The organism is Campylobacter sp. GTC17093 (assembly GCF_055397635.1).
Window position 1 is genome coordinate 1,219,518 of record NZ_AP038832.1, and the last position, 14,983, is coordinate 1,234,500.

16 protein-coding genes and 1 pseudogene are annotated in these 14,983 nt (G+C 31.3%); 10 read left to right on the forward strand and 7 right to left on the reverse strand.

The features are described 5' to 3' along the window. Positions 1-9: 9 nt before the first annotated feature. Positions 10-228 (reverse strand): cupin domain-containing protein, encoded by a 219-nt coding sequence (locus ACZ5VL_RS06400; protein WP_464198164.1) that lies wholly within the window; start codon positions 226-228, stop codon positions 10-12. 321 nt (positions 229-549) lie between these two features. Here ACZ5VL_RS06400 and mobB point away from each other — a divergent pair, with 321 nt between their 5' ends. The 6 genes from mobB to ACZ5VL_RS06430 are packed head-to-tail and all read left to right on the forward strand — an operon-like array spanning position 550 to position 5,760. Next, positions 550-1,029 (forward strand): molybdopterin-guanine dinucleotide biosynthesis protein B, encoded by a 480-nt coding sequence (gene mobB / locus ACZ5VL_RS06405; protein WP_464198165.1) that lies wholly within the window; start codon positions 550-552, stop codon positions 1,027-1,029. Between the two features lie 17 nt (positions 1,030-1,046). Next, complete coding sequence (locus ACZ5VL_RS06410; RefSeq protein WP_464198166.1) at positions 1,047-1,886, forward strand: class 1 fructose-bisphosphatase; 840 nt, start codon at positions 1,047-1,049, stop codon at positions 1,884-1,886. Positions 1,887-1,889: 3 nt separating this feature from the next. Continuing rightward, positions 1,890-2,096, forward strand: a complete 207-nt coding sequence (locus tag ACZ5VL_RS06415; protein WP_464198167.1) for a hypothetical protein — start codon at positions 1,890-1,892, stop codon at positions 2,094-2,096. An 8-nt stretch (positions 2,097-2,104) separates the two neighbouring features. Beyond that, on the forward strand, positions 2,105-4,003 hold the full coding sequence (gene metG, locus ACZ5VL_RS06420) for a methionine--tRNA ligase (RefSeq protein WP_464198168.1): 1,899 nt from the start codon (positions 2,105-2,107) through the stop codon (positions 4,001-4,003). Then, positions 4,000-4,983 (forward strand): ferrochelatase, encoded by a 984-nt coding sequence (locus ACZ5VL_RS06425; RefSeq protein ID WP_464198169.1) that lies wholly within the window; start codon positions 4,000-4,002, stop codon positions 4,981-4,983. Before metG ends, ACZ5VL_RS06425 begins: the two co-directional genes overlap by 4 nt. A gap of 24 nt (positions 4,984-5,007) precedes the next feature. Beyond that, positions 5,008-5,760 (forward strand): SDR family NAD(P)-dependent oxidoreductase, encoded by a 753-nt coding sequence (locus tag ACZ5VL_RS06430; protein ID WP_464198170.1) that lies wholly within the window; start codon positions 5,008-5,010, stop codon positions 5,758-5,760. A gap of 21 nt (positions 5,761-5,781) precedes the next feature. On the opposite strand, the gene ACZ5VL_RS06435 is transcribed toward ACZ5VL_RS06430, so the two are convergent. Genes ACZ5VL_RS06435 through ACZ5VL_RS06445 form a run of 3 tightly spaced genes read right to left on the reverse strand, consistent with a single transcriptional unit; the run spans position 5,782 to position 7,684 of the window. Then, on the reverse strand, positions 5,782-6,987 hold the full coding sequence (locus ACZ5VL_RS06435) for a molybdopterin molybdotransferase MoeA (RefSeq protein ID WP_464198171.1): 1,206 nt from the start codon (positions 6,985-6,987) through the stop codon (positions 5,782-5,784). 8 nt (positions 6,988-6,995) lie between these two features. Further along, a complete protein-coding gene (locus tag ACZ5VL_RS06440) occupies positions 6,996-7,439 on the reverse strand; it encodes a molybdopterin synthase catalytic subunit (protein ID WP_464200280.1) in 444 nt (147 codons plus the stop codon). Between the two features lie 23 nt (positions 7,440-7,462). Continuing rightward, positions 7,463-7,684: a MoaD/ThiS family protein gene (locus ACZ5VL_RS06445; RefSeq protein ID WP_464198172.1), complete on the reverse strand. Its 222-nt coding sequence runs from the start codon at positions 7,682-7,684 to the stop codon at positions 7,463-7,465. 125 nt (positions 7,685-7,809) lie between these two features. Between ACZ5VL_RS06445 and ACZ5VL_RS06450 the strand changes: the two genes are divergently transcribed. The 3 genes and pseudogenes from ACZ5VL_RS06450 to ACZ5VL_RS06460 all read left to right on the forward strand — a co-directional run bounded on the left by ACZ5VL_RS06450 (position 7,810) and on the right by ACZ5VL_RS06460 (position 10,908). Further along, on the forward strand, positions 7,810-8,295 hold the full coding sequence (locus tag ACZ5VL_RS06450) for a flavodoxin domain-containing protein (RefSeq protein WP_464198173.1): 486 nt from the start codon (positions 7,810-7,812) through the stop codon (positions 8,293-8,295). Between the two features lie 113 nt (positions 8,296-8,408). Beyond that, a complete protein-coding gene (locus tag ACZ5VL_RS06455; RefSeq protein ID WP_464198174.1) occupies positions 8,409-9,782 on the forward strand; it encodes a GntP family permease in 1,374 nt (457 codons plus the stop codon). A 7-nt stretch (positions 9,783-9,789) separates the two neighbouring features. Then, a pseudogene (locus ACZ5VL_RS06460) lies at positions 9,790-10,908 on the forward strand (glycerate kinase family protein). 22 nt (positions 10,909-10,930) lie between these two features. On the opposite strand, the gene ACZ5VL_RS06465 reads toward ACZ5VL_RS06460, so the two are convergent. Next, a complete protein-coding gene (locus tag ACZ5VL_RS06465) occupies positions 10,931-12,118 on the reverse strand; it encodes an acetate kinase (protein ID WP_464198175.1) in 1,188 nt (395 codons plus the stop codon). Next, a complete protein-coding gene (pta, locus tag ACZ5VL_RS06470; protein WP_464198176.1) occupies positions 12,115-13,518 on the reverse strand; it encodes a phosphate acetyltransferase in 1,404 nt (467 codons plus the stop codon). Before pta ends, ACZ5VL_RS06465 begins: the two co-directional genes overlap by 4 nt. 78 nt (positions 13,519-13,596) lie before the next feature. Between pta and flgH the strand changes: the two genes are divergently transcribed. Beyond that, a complete protein-coding gene (flgH, locus tag ACZ5VL_RS06475) occupies positions 13,597-14,298 on the forward strand; it encodes a flagellar basal body L-ring protein FlgH (RefSeq protein ID WP_464198177.1) in 702 nt (233 codons plus the stop codon). Here the strand turns inward: flgH and ACZ5VL_RS06480 are convergent. Continuing rightward, the gene (locus ACZ5VL_RS06480; RefSeq protein WP_464198178.1) at positions 14,295-14,972 is read right to left on the reverse strand and encodes a tetratricopeptide repeat protein; all 678 of its coding nucleotides are present in this window, start codon (positions 14,970-14,972) and stop codon (positions 14,295-14,297) included. The two genes, flgH and ACZ5VL_RS06480, sit on opposite strands and share 4 nt — an antisense overlap. Positions 14,973-14,983: the final 11 nt, after the last annotated feature.

Sequence of the window (14,983 nt, forward strand, 5' to 3'; positions counted from 1 at the left end):
ATCTTAAATTTATAACCAGATTGGTTTTGTATTTTCTATTATTATGCCACCTGTTGCTGTGTATTGTGTAAGGCTATTTTCTTTAGCTTGTATGCAGATATATTTTATACCTTTATTTCCAGCTTTTATACATCTTTGCCCGTTTGGAGAGATTTTAAAAATATCATCTGTTTTTATGTCTAGCTCTTCGCCATCTATATATAATTTTCCATCACCTTGCAAAACCATATAAACTTCCTCATTTTGTTTATGAGTATGAACAAATGGAACACTAGCATTGCTTGGAAGTTCATTTATAGAAACTTCACAGCCTGTTGAAGCTTATTTTATCTTTTAACTCTATTCTATTATCGTGAGGTATAGAAAACAACTTGTAATTTGGCATTTTTTCTCCTTATAAAAGTAATTTTAGAAATTATAACTTATAAAAACAAACATTTATTTGACATTTTGATTTACAAAATTTTTCTAAGTTAAAGTGTGTTTTATAATATAAATACTTTTTTATATTAGATGTGATAAAATCATAAAATTTAATGTAGGATAGATATGAAAAGATTAGCAGTTGCATTTTCTGGACCTTCAAATAGTGGAAAAACTACACTTATAATAAAAGTTGCAAAGATTTTTTTAGAAGAAAAATTAAAAGTTGTAGTTATAAAACATGATCCAGCGGATAAAGCTAGATTTGATGTAGAAGGTAAAGATAGTTATAAATTTAGCGAAATTGGAGCAGATGTTGTAGTGCTTAGTCCAACAAGAAGCACTTATTTTTCACAAGAAAAAAAAGACCTAGACGATGTTATAAAAATGCTAGGGGATTTTGATATCTTGATAGTTGAGGGGTTAAAGACTCTACCTTTACCAAGAATATCTGTCTTTAGAGATAAAATAGATGAGAGCTATCTATCTTTTTCGGATGTGATTGTAACAAATGATATAAAATTTGATACCAATTTGCCGAATTTAAACATAAATAACGCTGAAGAAATTTGCAGTTGGATAAAAAATAATGCAAAAAAAGTTTGAAAAGATAAGGAAGACATATGCAAGAAATTTTTGACACTATAAAAAAGGCAACAATTCGTATAGGAGATGCTTTAAAATACTCGGATCTTGGCTATACTCACAATCAAAACTCGACAGGTGATACACAGTTAAAATTAGATGTTTTAAGTGATAATATTATAACAGAAGAATTTTCAAAAATAAATATAAAATCTTTAGTAAGTGAAGAAAAAGATGAGGCTTTAAGCATTAATGAAAATGGCAAATTTATTGTTGCTTATGATCCACTTGATGGAAGCTCGCTTGTAGATGTAAATTTTGCAGTTGGATCTATTTTTGCCATTTATGAAAATGAAATTTCTCCAAAAAATCTAAAAGCCGCAGTTTATAGTATATACGGACCTAGATTGGAGCTTGTAATTGCAACTGATAAAGTTAAGTTTTATAGACTTAACAAAGACTCGGAGTTTGTTTTTATAAAAGATTTAGTACTTGGCGAAAAAGGCAAACTAAATGCAACAGGGGCAACACAAAAAGGTTGGAGCGATACTCATAGAAATTTTATCAAATCACTATTTGATGAAGGGTATAGGTTAAGATATAGTGGCGCTATGGTTAGCGATTTGCACCAAATTTTGCTAAAAGGTGGCGGACTTTTTAGTTATCCATCTACAAGTGATACGCCAAATGGGAAGCTAAGACTTACTTTTGAAGTTTTACCTTTTGCTTATATTTATGAAAAAGCTGGTGGAAAAACAAGCGATGGAAAAAATAGCTCTTTATTAAATTTAGAAGTTTTAGCTATTCATCAAACAACCCCATGTTTTTTTGGCTCAAACTATGAGATAAATAAAATGCATGAGTATTATGGAAATTAGTGTATGGGTGAAGAAAACAACAATAAAAAGGACATTTATGAACAAAATTTTGAGGAAAAGCTCAAAATTTTAAAAGAGTGTCAAAGTTCTAAAAATCTTGATAGTTGCATGAAATGTGATAAAATGTATGAGTGTCAAACTAGAAAAGATTATGTAGATGCAACTTATCAAAGTATGATAAAAGGACAAAGCGGCGGCTTTGATTTTTAGGAGAAAAAATGGAAAAAAGATACATTACAACGCCAATTTATTATGTAAATGATGTTCCGCACATTGGGCATGCTTACACTACGATAGTTTGTGATACGCTAGCTAGATTTTATAGACTTCAAGGCCATGATACATATTTTTTAACAGGAACTGATGAGCATGGACAAAAAATAGAACAAGCTGCTGAAAAAAAAGGTTTTACGCCTAAAAAATACGCAGACGAGATAAGTGCTAATTTTAAAGATTTATGGGATTATTTTGAGATAGAATATGATCATTTTATAAGAACAACTGATGATTATCATATAAAAACTGTTCAAAATGCTTTTAATAAAATGTATGAAAAGGGTGACATTTATAAGGGCGAATACGAAGGGTATTATTGTGTTAGCTGTGAGGCGTTTTTCCCACAAACTCAGCTTTTAGATGATGAGTGTTGTCCTGATTGCGGTAGAAAAACAAGTCTTGTAAAAGAAGAAAGCTACTTTTTTAAACTCTCAAAATACCAAGATGAGCTTATAAAATGGTATGAACAAAGTGAAGATTGCATTATCCCAAAAAACAAAAAAAATGAAATTATAAATTTTGTAAAAGCTGGATTAAAAGATTTATCAATAACAAGAACGAGTTTTGATTGGGGCATAAAATTACCGCAAAATATCAAAGATGAGAAACATGTGATGTATGTTTGGCTTGATGCTTTGTTAAACTATCTTTCGGCTCTTGGATACAGCTTAAATAATGAAAAGATGGGATACTGGGATGAGGCTTTACATGTTGTTGGAAAAGACATACTAAGATTTCACGCAGTTTATTGGCCTGCGTTTTTGATGAGCCTAAATTTACCTTTGCCAAAGCACATTGCAGCGCATGGCTGGTGGACAAGAGATGGCGTAAAAATGAGCAAATCTTTAGGAAATGTTGTAAATCCAAAAGAAGTTGCAGATGCTTATGGAAAAGAGTGTTTTAGATACTTTTTACTTAGAGAAGTGCCATTTGGACAAGATGGAGATTTTTCTCAAAAAGCATTGATAGATCGGATAAATAGTGACCTTTCAAACGAGCTTGGAAATTTACTAAGTAGAATTGTGGGAATGAGCTCAAAATATAGTGATTATGATATCAATTCAAAAGATGTTTTGAAATTTTATAAAGATGAGTTTGATAGCATAGATAGCTTCGTAGAAAATGCAATTGCAGCTCTAAATGAAGTTGCAACCAACAGATACTTAGAAGAGCTTTGGAAAATATTATCTGTTGCAAATGGCGTTATAGCAAAATATGAGCCCTGGAATCTGATGAAAAACTCTAAAAATGATGAAGCGTTAGCTTTGGTTGCACTTTGTGCTAATTTACTTGCAAAAGTTGCAATTTTGCTTTACCCTTCTATGCCAAAAAGCGCTCTTAAAATAGCAGAAGTTTTGGGTTTTGAGATAAATACAAAAACTTACGAAAGTGTTATAAAATCTAAAAATTTACTAAATTTTAAAGCTAGAAAAACCGATCCACTTTTTGTAAAGGTTGAAAATGAGCTTTTAGCTAGACCAGAACCAAAACAAGAAGCCCTAGAACAGCAAAAAGATGATTTTATAGAGATAGATGATTTTAAAAAATGCGTTATAAAAGTTGGAACTATATTGGAATGTGATAATATTGAAGGTAGTGATAAATTGCTTAAATTCGGCATTGATTTAGGTGAAGAAAAACCAAGACAAATCATTTCAGGTATCGCAAAATATTACAATCCAAAAGATTTGATTGGAAGGCAAATTTGTGTTTTAGTAAATTTAAAGCCAAGAAAGATTTTTAAACATCTATCCGAGGGAATGATATTAAGTGCAGAAGATGGAAGTTTAACACTCCTTGGAGTTCATGCAAAAGTACAAAATGGTGCAGTAGTAGGATGAATATAGTAAATCTTTGCGGACTTTTAAATGCAGAGCTTTTAAATAAGCCCAAAATTTCAGCCGTAAATGGCTTTTGTTTTGATTTAAAAGAGTGTAAAGATCAGTGTGCTTTTATAGCAACAAACAATAGCGATGAAGATATAAAAAAAGCTATAGAATGTGGCGCTTATGCTATCATTTGTGAGTACGACACTGCTGTTGCAAATGATGAGATTGCTATCATGAAAGTTGGCAATTTAAAAACCGCTCTAACTAGGCTAATTCGCTTTGTAGCGTGTTATAAAAAGCTTAAATTTAGCGTTTTAAATACAGTTCAATACGCCACACTTTGTAAAATTTCGTTAGATAAAAAAGCTAAGATTTTAAAAAGCGATTTTAAAAAGCGATTTTTGGATATTATGAACGCAAATGAAAGTGATATATTTTTTAGTGATGATGAAAAGCTTCTTCAAAAAACTACAGCTTTTTATGATACGGTTTGGAGCGATGAAGATGCCCAAAATGTATCTGAGAACTCTCTTTTTTATCTAAGTTTTGTTTGCGATGATGTGTATTATCAAAACATAACATATCCTAAAGTTTTTCTAAGGTCACTTGCAGGGCTCATAAAATATTTAAATAAATTTGAAATTTCTTTTAAAATCCCAAAAGATCTGAGCATAGATGGGCATTTTGAGCCTATATTTGTGGATAAATTTTATAATATTAAGCCTTTTGGTGATAGTTATAGAGCTTTTATCGTTGAAAACGATCCATTTTTGTTTGAAATAGAAGCTAATTTTTTACGCTCTAAATTTAGTGGAAATATAATTATATGTGCACCCCATAATCTTGGAACAAGTATAGATGTTGATTTTCGCTTTACATCATTAAATGCTTTACAAAATTTAAACAACTTTTACTATGCTTTGGTGTATTGCGAAAAAAATGATTTGATTGATTCTTTAAATCAAAAAAATGATCAAAATACACTATTTTAATTCTACTAAAATAAGGAGAAAACCATGAAGGGAACAGCTTTTATAACAGGAGCAACCTCAGGCTTTGGTGAGGCAATATCAAGACTTCTTGCTAAAAATGGCTATAAACTTATACTTTTAGGAAGAAGAGAAGAGAAACTAAAGGCTCTTGCAAATGAACTTGGATATGAAAATATTTATACCATGACTCTTGATATACGCGATAAATCCCGTGTTTTTGAAGCTGTTAAAAGTATCCCTGAGAAATTTAGCGACATAGAAATTTTAGTAAACAATGCTGGTCTTGCTTTAGGGCAAGATAGTTTTATAGATGCGTTACTTGAAGATTTTGAAACTATGATAGATACAAATATAAAAGGACTTATTTATATTACCAAAGCAGTTTTACCTATCATGAAAGATAGAAAAAGTGGTTATGTATTTAATCTTGGATCAGTTGCTGGAAACTGGCCATATCCTGGTAGTAATGTTTATGGTGCGACAAAATCTTTTGTTAGACAGCTTAGTTTTAATTTAAGAAACGATTTAAAAGGTACAAATATAAGAGTTACAAATATTGAGCCAGGTATTGCAAAAACAGAGTTTAGTATGGTAAGATTTAAAGGTGATCAAGTAAAAGCAGATAGTGTGTATGAAAATACTGAATATTTAAGAGCCGAAGATATAGCTACTATTGTGCTAAATTGTATAAATATGCCAAGTAGGGCAAATATAAACTCTGTTGAGGTTATGGCTACAACTCAAACTTGGGCAGGACTTTTTATCGATAAAAAGTAATTTTTATGAGCTTTTGGCTCCTTATGGCATTTTTAAGACTTTAATTATCTCTCCTTTTTTAAGACCATCTGTTTTTTCTAATGGGCAAATAAGTAAAGCTGCATTATCATTTAAGTTGTTTACTATAGCACTTGAGCCACTTTTTTTATTTTGTACACTTGCATAAACTTTGCCCTCTTTATATATTAAATCGCAAGCACTAAATTCTAAAAACTCTGTTTTTTTAGGATAATCTTCGCACAAAATAGCTTCAAACTCATTTCTTTCGTCTATACATAAAAGCTTGTTTATAACAACTCTTACATATAAAACACACATTACCATGGCAGAGTAAGGAAAACCTGGCAGTGCAAATATGTATTTATTGTCAAATTTAGCTATCTTTATATGTCTACCTGGTTTTATAGCTGCACCATCTACTATAATTTCGCAGTTTTCTTTAAGAGATGATTTTACAAAATCATAATCCCCAACGCTAACTCCTCCAGTTGTTATAAGCATATCGCAGCTTTTTATGCCATTTATTATAGCTTCTTTAACTAGGAGTTCATCATCTTTTACAATTGGCAAAATAACAGTTTCACATCCCATGAGTTCAAGCATGGAAGCAATTGCTATATGATTTGAGCTATGAATTTGAGCAGCAGTTTCAAGTGGTTCCCCAAGGTCTCTTATCTCGCTTCCAGTTGCCAAAACGCCTATTTTTGGGCGCATGAAAACAGATACATGAAACTCTCCAAGCTCAGCAAGTAGAGCGATTTCTGAGTAGCTTAGTTTTGTACCTTTTTTTAACAAGGTATCATTTTTTTTATAGCTTTCACCAATTTTTCTTACAGCAAAACCTTGCTTTACACTTTTATTTATGATGATATATCCGTCTTTTACATCTACATTTTCTATAGGTATAAGTGTATCGCTATTTTTGCACATTAGTGAGCCAGTGAAAGTTTTTATGCACTCACCATTATTTAAACTTATATCAGAGATATTTGTTCCAGCTGGAATGTCTCCTAGAATTTTAAGTTTTCCAAGATCTATATCACTAAATTTGCAAGCATATCCATCCATTGCAGATGTTTCGTTTGTTGGGTAATTGTCTTTGGCAATTATATCTACTGCTAATATTCTATTTAGCGCTGAAGTTATACTAACTTTTTGTATTTTATTCCAAGGTTTGATAGAATCTTTTAGCTTATTTAGTGTTTCTTCATATGATTTAAATTTCATTTTATTCCTTAACTTAAAAGTCCAGCACTTGGCAGTTTATGAGATCTTTCTTGGGCATAAATTCTATTTCCATTTATAACATCGTATTTCCAAATTGGAGCGTTTGCTTTAAAGTCTTCAACAAAGTCATTTATTAATTTTAGTCCAAATTTTCGTTGCTTGCTTACAACACCGCTTATGTATGAACACTCATGAACTTTTACATCCCCAAGAGAATGTGCAAAAAGCACATATGCATCTTGAGCGCTAGCCATCTCTACCCATTTTTGATACCAAGATCTAAGGATTGGCTCATATATATCAAAACTAAGAGCGGATATTCCGCCTTCATCTCTGACAATTCCAGTAAATGTTATGAGTGCACCGTAGTTTGCATCTTTAAATTTATCATACCAAGTGTTATAAATTTTAGAGCTATCCAAATTTCCATTGTAAATTTCTATATCAGTTATAATTTTTTGCATATTTTTCCTAATTATCCACCACAAACTGGCGGTAAAATAGATATTTTATCTCCATCTTTTAACTCTATATCTAAAGAGGTTACCATTTTATCATTGACTGCAACGCTTGAAATTTCCAGCCACTCTTTTAAGCTTTTTTCTTTTAATAAAACTTCTTTCAATTCTTTTAAGCTTGATATATCTAAGAATATTTTTTCTTGTTTTATAGGACCTAGAAACTCAACTTCTACCATAATATTCTCCATATTTTAAATTAAATTATTTTAGCTAATTTTTCTAAATTTTAAATAATGTTAAAAGAGATATCATTTATTTTATTTTTATATAATAACAAAAAATAAAATTTAAAGGAAAAATCATGGCAAAAGGTTTGATTATATATGCATCAAAAGCAGGTGCTACTAAGACGGTTAGTGAGATAATAGCAAGAGAACTTGATTTTGATATATTAAATGCAAAAGATCTTACATCTGAAGTTTTTAGTAAGTATGATAATTTTATCTTTGCATCTTCAACTTACGGAGATGGTGCCTTAAATCCTGATTGGCGAGATAAACTTGATATTTTAGAAGATGCAACTTTAGAGTCAAAAACTGTAGCGCTTGTAGGTATTGGAAATCAAGAAAGACACGGAGAGCATTTTTGCGGTGGCATGGCTGAGTTTTTAGAAAAGATAAAAGGCGCAAATGTTATAGGACAAACAGAGCTTAATGGCTATAAATTTAATAACTCAGAATTTTATAAAGATAACAAATTTTATGGGTTAGCTGTTGATTTTAATGGAGATAAAGAGTATGAAAAAAGAATTATTAATTGGGCAAATAGTGTAAAATCTTATTTTTAAATCTTTCTTGAAACCTCTTATTTGGGATGTATCAAAGTTTTCTTAAATTGAATATTTAGTTTAAAAATGCTAGTATTTTATTAAGTTAACTAAAATACTTAGGAGATTTTATTATGAGTGGGACTTATCTTTTTATAGCGCTTTTTATAGCTATTATTCTTATTATCTATATGATAGCAAAACTAAAAATACATGCTTTTTTATCTTTAATGTGTGTATCTTTGGTTTTGGCTATTGCAGTTGGAATTCCTTTAGACAAAATTCCTAGCATTATTGGAAGCGGATTTAGCGCTATATTTTCAAGTATTGGTATAGTTATTATTTTGGGTGCTCTTATTGGAACTATACTTGAAAAAACTGGCGCTGCTTTAAAACTAGCTGATATGGTTATAAGTTTGGTTGGTGAAAAAAGACCAAATTTGGCAATGATGATAATGGGCTGGATTGTTGGAATACCGGTATTTTGCGATAGTGGATATGTTGTTTTAAATCCTATTAGAAAAGCAATATCACAAAAAATTCTTAGTGCAAATCCAATTGGTATGGCTGTTGCATTAAGTGGAGGACTTTATATATCGCATGTTTTAATACCTCCTACTCCAGGCCCAATAGCTGCTGCTGGAGCTTTAGGTGCAGGAGATAACTTGTTAATGGTTATTTTGGTTGGTATCATGGTAAGTTTACCTATACTTTTTGTTTTGTACTTTTTTTCTAAATTTATAGATAAAAAAGTATTTTTACAAGAAGATAAGCAAGAACTTATAAAGACTTATGATGAGCTAAAGAGAGAATTTAAACATTTACCAAGCGGATTTAGCGCTATTATGCCAATCTTAGCACCAATTTTATTCATGACACTTGGTTCACTTGCGGCTATTTTAAAGATAGATGGATTTATAGGAGAACTTCTTAAATTTTTAGGAGCTCCTATCATAGCTTTAACGGTTGGTGTTTTATTTGGTGTATATCAACTAGCTGAAGCTAAAAAGCTTGATGAGTTTAGTTTGATAACAGAAGAGAGTTTAAGAGTAGTGGGTCCTATCATTTTTATAACTGCAGCTGGAGGAGTTTTGGGTAAAGTTATATCTGAGGCCGGATTTGTTACTTTTATAAAAGAAAATGCGCTTTATATAAGTTCCATTGGTATCTTTTTTCCGTTTATTATAGCAGCTGTTTTAAAAACAGCACAAGGCTCATCAACAGTTGCGATTATAACAACTGCATCAATTTTGGGCTCATACCTTGATCCAAATTCTGTTATGAATGTTTTAGGATTTACTACAAGCATGAGCGCAGCACTTTGTGTAATGGCAATAGGTTGCGGTGCTATGTGTATTTCTCATGCAAACGATAGTTATTTCTGGGTTGTTACTAATTTTAGCGCTATGGATACAACAAGAGGCTATAAAACTCAAACGCTCATGACATTTGTTATAGCAATAGCTGGAATTTTAAGTATTTATATATTTAGTCTTTTTTTAGTGTAAGGCTTGTATGAAAAAAGTTGTAGTTGCTATTGATTCATTTAAAGGATGTATAAGTTCTCTTGATGCCGGACTTGCTATAAAAGATGGAATAAATGATTTTTGTGATGAGATTGTTGTTGTGCCTATAGCTGATGGAGGAGAGGGCAGTGTTGAAGCTATGAAAGATGCTTTGAATGCCAAATTTATACATGTAGATACTTGTGATCCCATGTTGCGTCCTATAAAAGCAAGTTATGCTACTAATGAGAGTATAGCTATAATGGAAATGGCTAGCTCTTGTGGGCTAGCATTACTTAAAGAAATTGAGAAAAATCCTAGAAAAACTTCTACCTATGGACTTGGCTTAATGATAAAAGATGCTTTGGAAAGAGGTATAAGAGAGTTTATAATAGGTATTGGCGGAAGTGCTACAAATGATGCAGGCACTGGAATGCTTGAGGCGCTTGGTTTTGAGTTTTTAGATATGCATGGTAAAAATCTAAATATGTGCGGAGAAAACTTAGCTAAAGTTTGTGCTATTAGTTCTAAAAATGCATTAAAAGAGCTTAAAGATTGTAAATTTAATATAGCTTGTGATGTTACAAATCCTCTATATGGTAAAAATGGCGCAGCTTATGTTTATGCAAGACAAAAAGGTGCAAATGATGAGATGATTAGTTTTCTTGATAACGCTCTTAAAAATTTTGCAGATGTAGTGTAAAAATTTAATGGTAGTGATTTTTCAAATTTACAAGGAAGCGGTGCAGCTGGGGGGCTTGGCTTTGGATTTATAAGTTTTTTAAATGCTAAGCTAAAATCAGGTTTTGATATCATAGCAAATGCTTTAAATTTGGAAAATATCATAAAAGATGCAAATCTTGTAATAACTGGCGAGGGTAAAATCGATTTCCAAAGCTCCATGGGTAAAACCCCCACAAGAGTTGCTACTCTTGCAAAAAAATATGGTATCAAAGTTATAGCTTTTGCTGGCGCAATAAGTGAAGATGCTAGAAATTTAAATGATAAAATAGATGCTTATTTTTGTATACAACAAAGTGCTATACCAATTGAAGATGCAATGAAAAAAGAAGTTGCAATAAATGGTTTAAAAAGCGTTTCAAATCAAGTTATAAGACTTTTGGTTTAAGACCCATTTTTGGGCCTTAAACTTATTTTACAAGCTCAAGAGTAGCTAGAGCTATTGCAAGTTCCTCATCCGTAGGTATTATCAGTGTTTTTACTTTGGCATCTTTAGAACTAATATCTCTTGGTTTTTTTTCAAAAACTTTATTTTTAGTTTTATCTATCTCAATTCCAAGAATTTTCATATCTTTACAAACAGTTTCTCTAGTAAGTGCATGATTTTCTCCAATACCAGCTGTAAATATAATAGCGTCAACTCTGCCTAGTGCTGCATAATAAGAGCCAATATATTTTTTTATGCGGTAGCAAAACATATCAAAAGCAAGCTTTGAATTTTCATTTGTTGCCATAGTTTTTTCTATATCTCTTATGTCGTTTGTTCCACAAATTCCAAACAGACCGCTTTTTTTGTTCATTATGTTGTCCATTTCTTCTACATCTATATTTGCCACTCTTTTTAGATACGGAAGAATTGCTGGATCTATATCTCCACATCTAGTACCCATTATAAGTCCAGCAAGCGGTGTTAGTCCCATGGAGGTATCAATACATTTTCCATTTTTTATAGCACTTACGCTAGCACCATTACCAAGATGAAGTGTAATGCAGTTAAATTCTTTAATGTCTATTCCAAGAAATTGGGCTCCTACATTGCTTACATACTCATGAGAAGTACCATGTGCACCATATCTTCGGATTTTGTATTTTTCATAATACTCATGAGGTAGTGCATATAAGTACGCATGTTTAGGCATTGTTTGATGAAATGCTGTATCAAAAATAGCTACATTTTTGACATTTGGGGCTTTTTTTATAACACTTCTTATGCCTATGGCGTGCGCAGGATTGTGAAGCGGTGCAAGGGGTATAATATCTTCTATATCTTGTATAACTTTTTCATTAACTAATGTGGGTTTAAAATATTTATTTCCACCATGGACTATTCTATGTCCTATACCGCTAAGTTCACTAAAATCATTAATTGTACCGCTTTGCTTAAAAAGCTCTTCCATAACCTCAAGGGCATCGCCATGGTCTTTTATTGGCTTAGATATTTCAAATATTTTTTCATTATTTTCTACTTTTAGCTTTGCTAAAGATGAATTTTCGCCTATTTTTTCTACTAATCCACTTGATATAACAGTTTTATCATTCATATCAAAAAGTTTGAATTTTATAGAGCTACTTCCTAAATTTAATACAAGTATTTTCATTTGTTATCCTCTGATTGAATTGCTGTTATTAAAACTGTATTTATAATGTCTTCTACCAAGCAACCGCGACTCAAGTCATTAACTGGTTTTTTAAGACCTTGTAAAATAGGTCCAATGGCAACTGCTCCAGATGTTCTTTGAACTGCTTTATAGCAGATATTTCCACAGTTTAAATTTGGAAATATAAAAACATTTGCGTTTCCTGCTACTTTTGAATTTGGCATTTTTTTGCGAGCTACTATCTCATCAAATGCAGCATCAAACTGAAGAGGACCATCTACACTGTTTCCTAGTTCACTTTCTTTTGCTAATTTTGTAGCTCTTTTTATGAAGTCCACATCATCCCCGCTTCCACTTTCACCAGTGGAGTAGCTAAGCATAGCAACTTTTGGTTCAAGTCCAAAGTTTTTAGCTGTTTTTGCACTTGATATAGCAATTCCAGCAAGTTGTTCTTCTGTTGGATTTGGCGTAATTGCACAATCTGCAAAAACAACAACCTCACTATCTAGGCACATTAAAAATGATCCACTTACAGTTGATACACCTGGTTTCATTTTTATTATTTGAAGTGCAGGGCGGATGGTTTCTGCTGTAGTTGTAGAAGCACCGCTTACCATGCCACTTGCAAGCCCAGTATAAACTAGCATTGTGCCAAAATATGTTCTATCTTTTACTAGTTTTGTTGCATCTTCTAAGCTCATGCCTTTTGCTTTTCTAAGCTCATAAAGAGTATTTGCAAACTCTTGTAAATACTCATTGTCTTGCGGATTGATTATTGTTATATTTTGTAAATTTAGATTTAATTTTGAAGCATCTGTTAAAATTTGTTCTTTTTCTCCTAAAAGGATCAGTTTTACTGCTTTGCTTTTTGCAAGAATATCAGCTGCTTTTAGAATTCTTTCATCATTGCTTTCTGGTAAAACTATAGTGCTATTTGCATTTTTTGCCATTTTATATAATTGTGTTTCAAATTTAAGCGGTGTTGTTATATTCTTGCGTAGTTTCGAGCATTCATCAAGTTTTGAAAATAGGTCTTTTATATCTTTTATATGTATAATGCATAAATCATCTTCATTTTGACTTTTTAAAATACTACTTTTTAACTCATTTGTACAAACTATAGGTAGATTTAAATTCTTTGCTATATCTATATCTAAAAAGCAAAAATTTGGATTTGACATAACGGCTATATTGTCACTTTGTGAAATTTGGCTAAATTCAATTATGATTTTTTTTAAAAATTCATTTTTTTTATCTGAAATAATCATATTTTTTGCTTCATCTTCGCTAAAAATCCCATTATGTTCATTGGAGATTGGATAAAAATATGTTATGTTTGTTGGTAGTTTTTTTAGCTCATCTTGTGAGTTTATAATAAAGTAAAAACTTTTTTCGTACATTACGATTCCTTTTATTGTAATTTTGGAACTATATTTGCTATAATTTATTATAGCATAAAATATTTTAAGGTTTTAATGATGAGAAAAAATTTTGTTTTGCTTTCTAGTGCTACGATGATACTAACTGGATGCACATATACAGTTGATCCTAAGATATCAATGGAACCACCCGTTTATGTTGAACAGCTTCCTCCAAAGCAAGTTGGCAATGATCTTCAACATCCAGGCAGCCTATTTGGTAGAGGTGAAAATCCTATTTTTTCTGATAGAAAAGCTATGAATATAAATGACTTGGTTACTGTTGTTATAAGTGAGAAAACAAATCAAAGCTCAAATGGCAAAAAAACTACAGGAAAAGATTCAACAACATCTTTAACTGGCGGCATTATAACTGCTGATTCGCCGTTATCTGGTGTTACAAATCAAATAAATAAATTTGGACATGTAGGTTTTTCTGGTGGTTCTAAAACCGGATATACTGGAAATGGAACAAATACTAGAACAGAAGCATTCAACACTACAATTTCAGCAAGGATAGTTAAAATTTTAAATAACGGTAATTACTTTATAGAAGGAAATAGAGAACTTCTTATAAATGGCGAAAAACAAATAATACAGCTTAGTGGAGTTATAAGACCTTATGATATTTCTAGTAACAATGAAATAGATTCAAGATACATTGCTGATGCCAAAATTTCATATAAAACTGAAGGCGATATCAATAAAGCAACAACAAAACCTTGGGGAACAAAGATCTTAGAGAGTATTTGGCCGTTTTAGTTTTTAAACTCACCTGTATGTTCAAGAGCATCTTTTGCTCTTTTGTACTCTTTTTTGCTTATAAATATTTTAGATACATTTTGGCATGCAAACTCTATATCGTTTTTACATGCCATTGAATAAAATTTTATAGCTTTATTTATATCTGGATTTTTGGCATTTTCATATACATATCCAGCATTTGCACATCCTTCAAAACTACCGTAGTCACAAGATAGTTTGTAATATTCTAATGCCTTTTTCATATCTTTAGCTATACCATCACCACTTTCAAACATCATACCGGTGTTATCGCATCCTACCGAGTTTTTTAATTCACACGCTTTTTTATAATATTTAAACGCTTCTTTATAATTTTGTGCTACACCTAAAGCTTTATCATTATAAAAACCTACAAAAACACAACCTGTACTATCTTCTAGCAAGCATGCTTTTTTAAAATAACGCATGCTTTTTTCTAAATCAATATCCACGCCATCAGCTTCTTTGTATATACTGCCTAAATTTAAACATGCTAAAGAATCGTTTCTATCGCATTGTTTTTCAAAAAGCTCTTTTGATTTTGTATAATCTCCAGCATTAAATGTATCTAGGGCTATTTTTGTTAAATTTTGATCATTTTGTGCGTATATTAAATTTATCATTAAACAAAACGGGATAAGATATTTTAACATAATTAATCCTT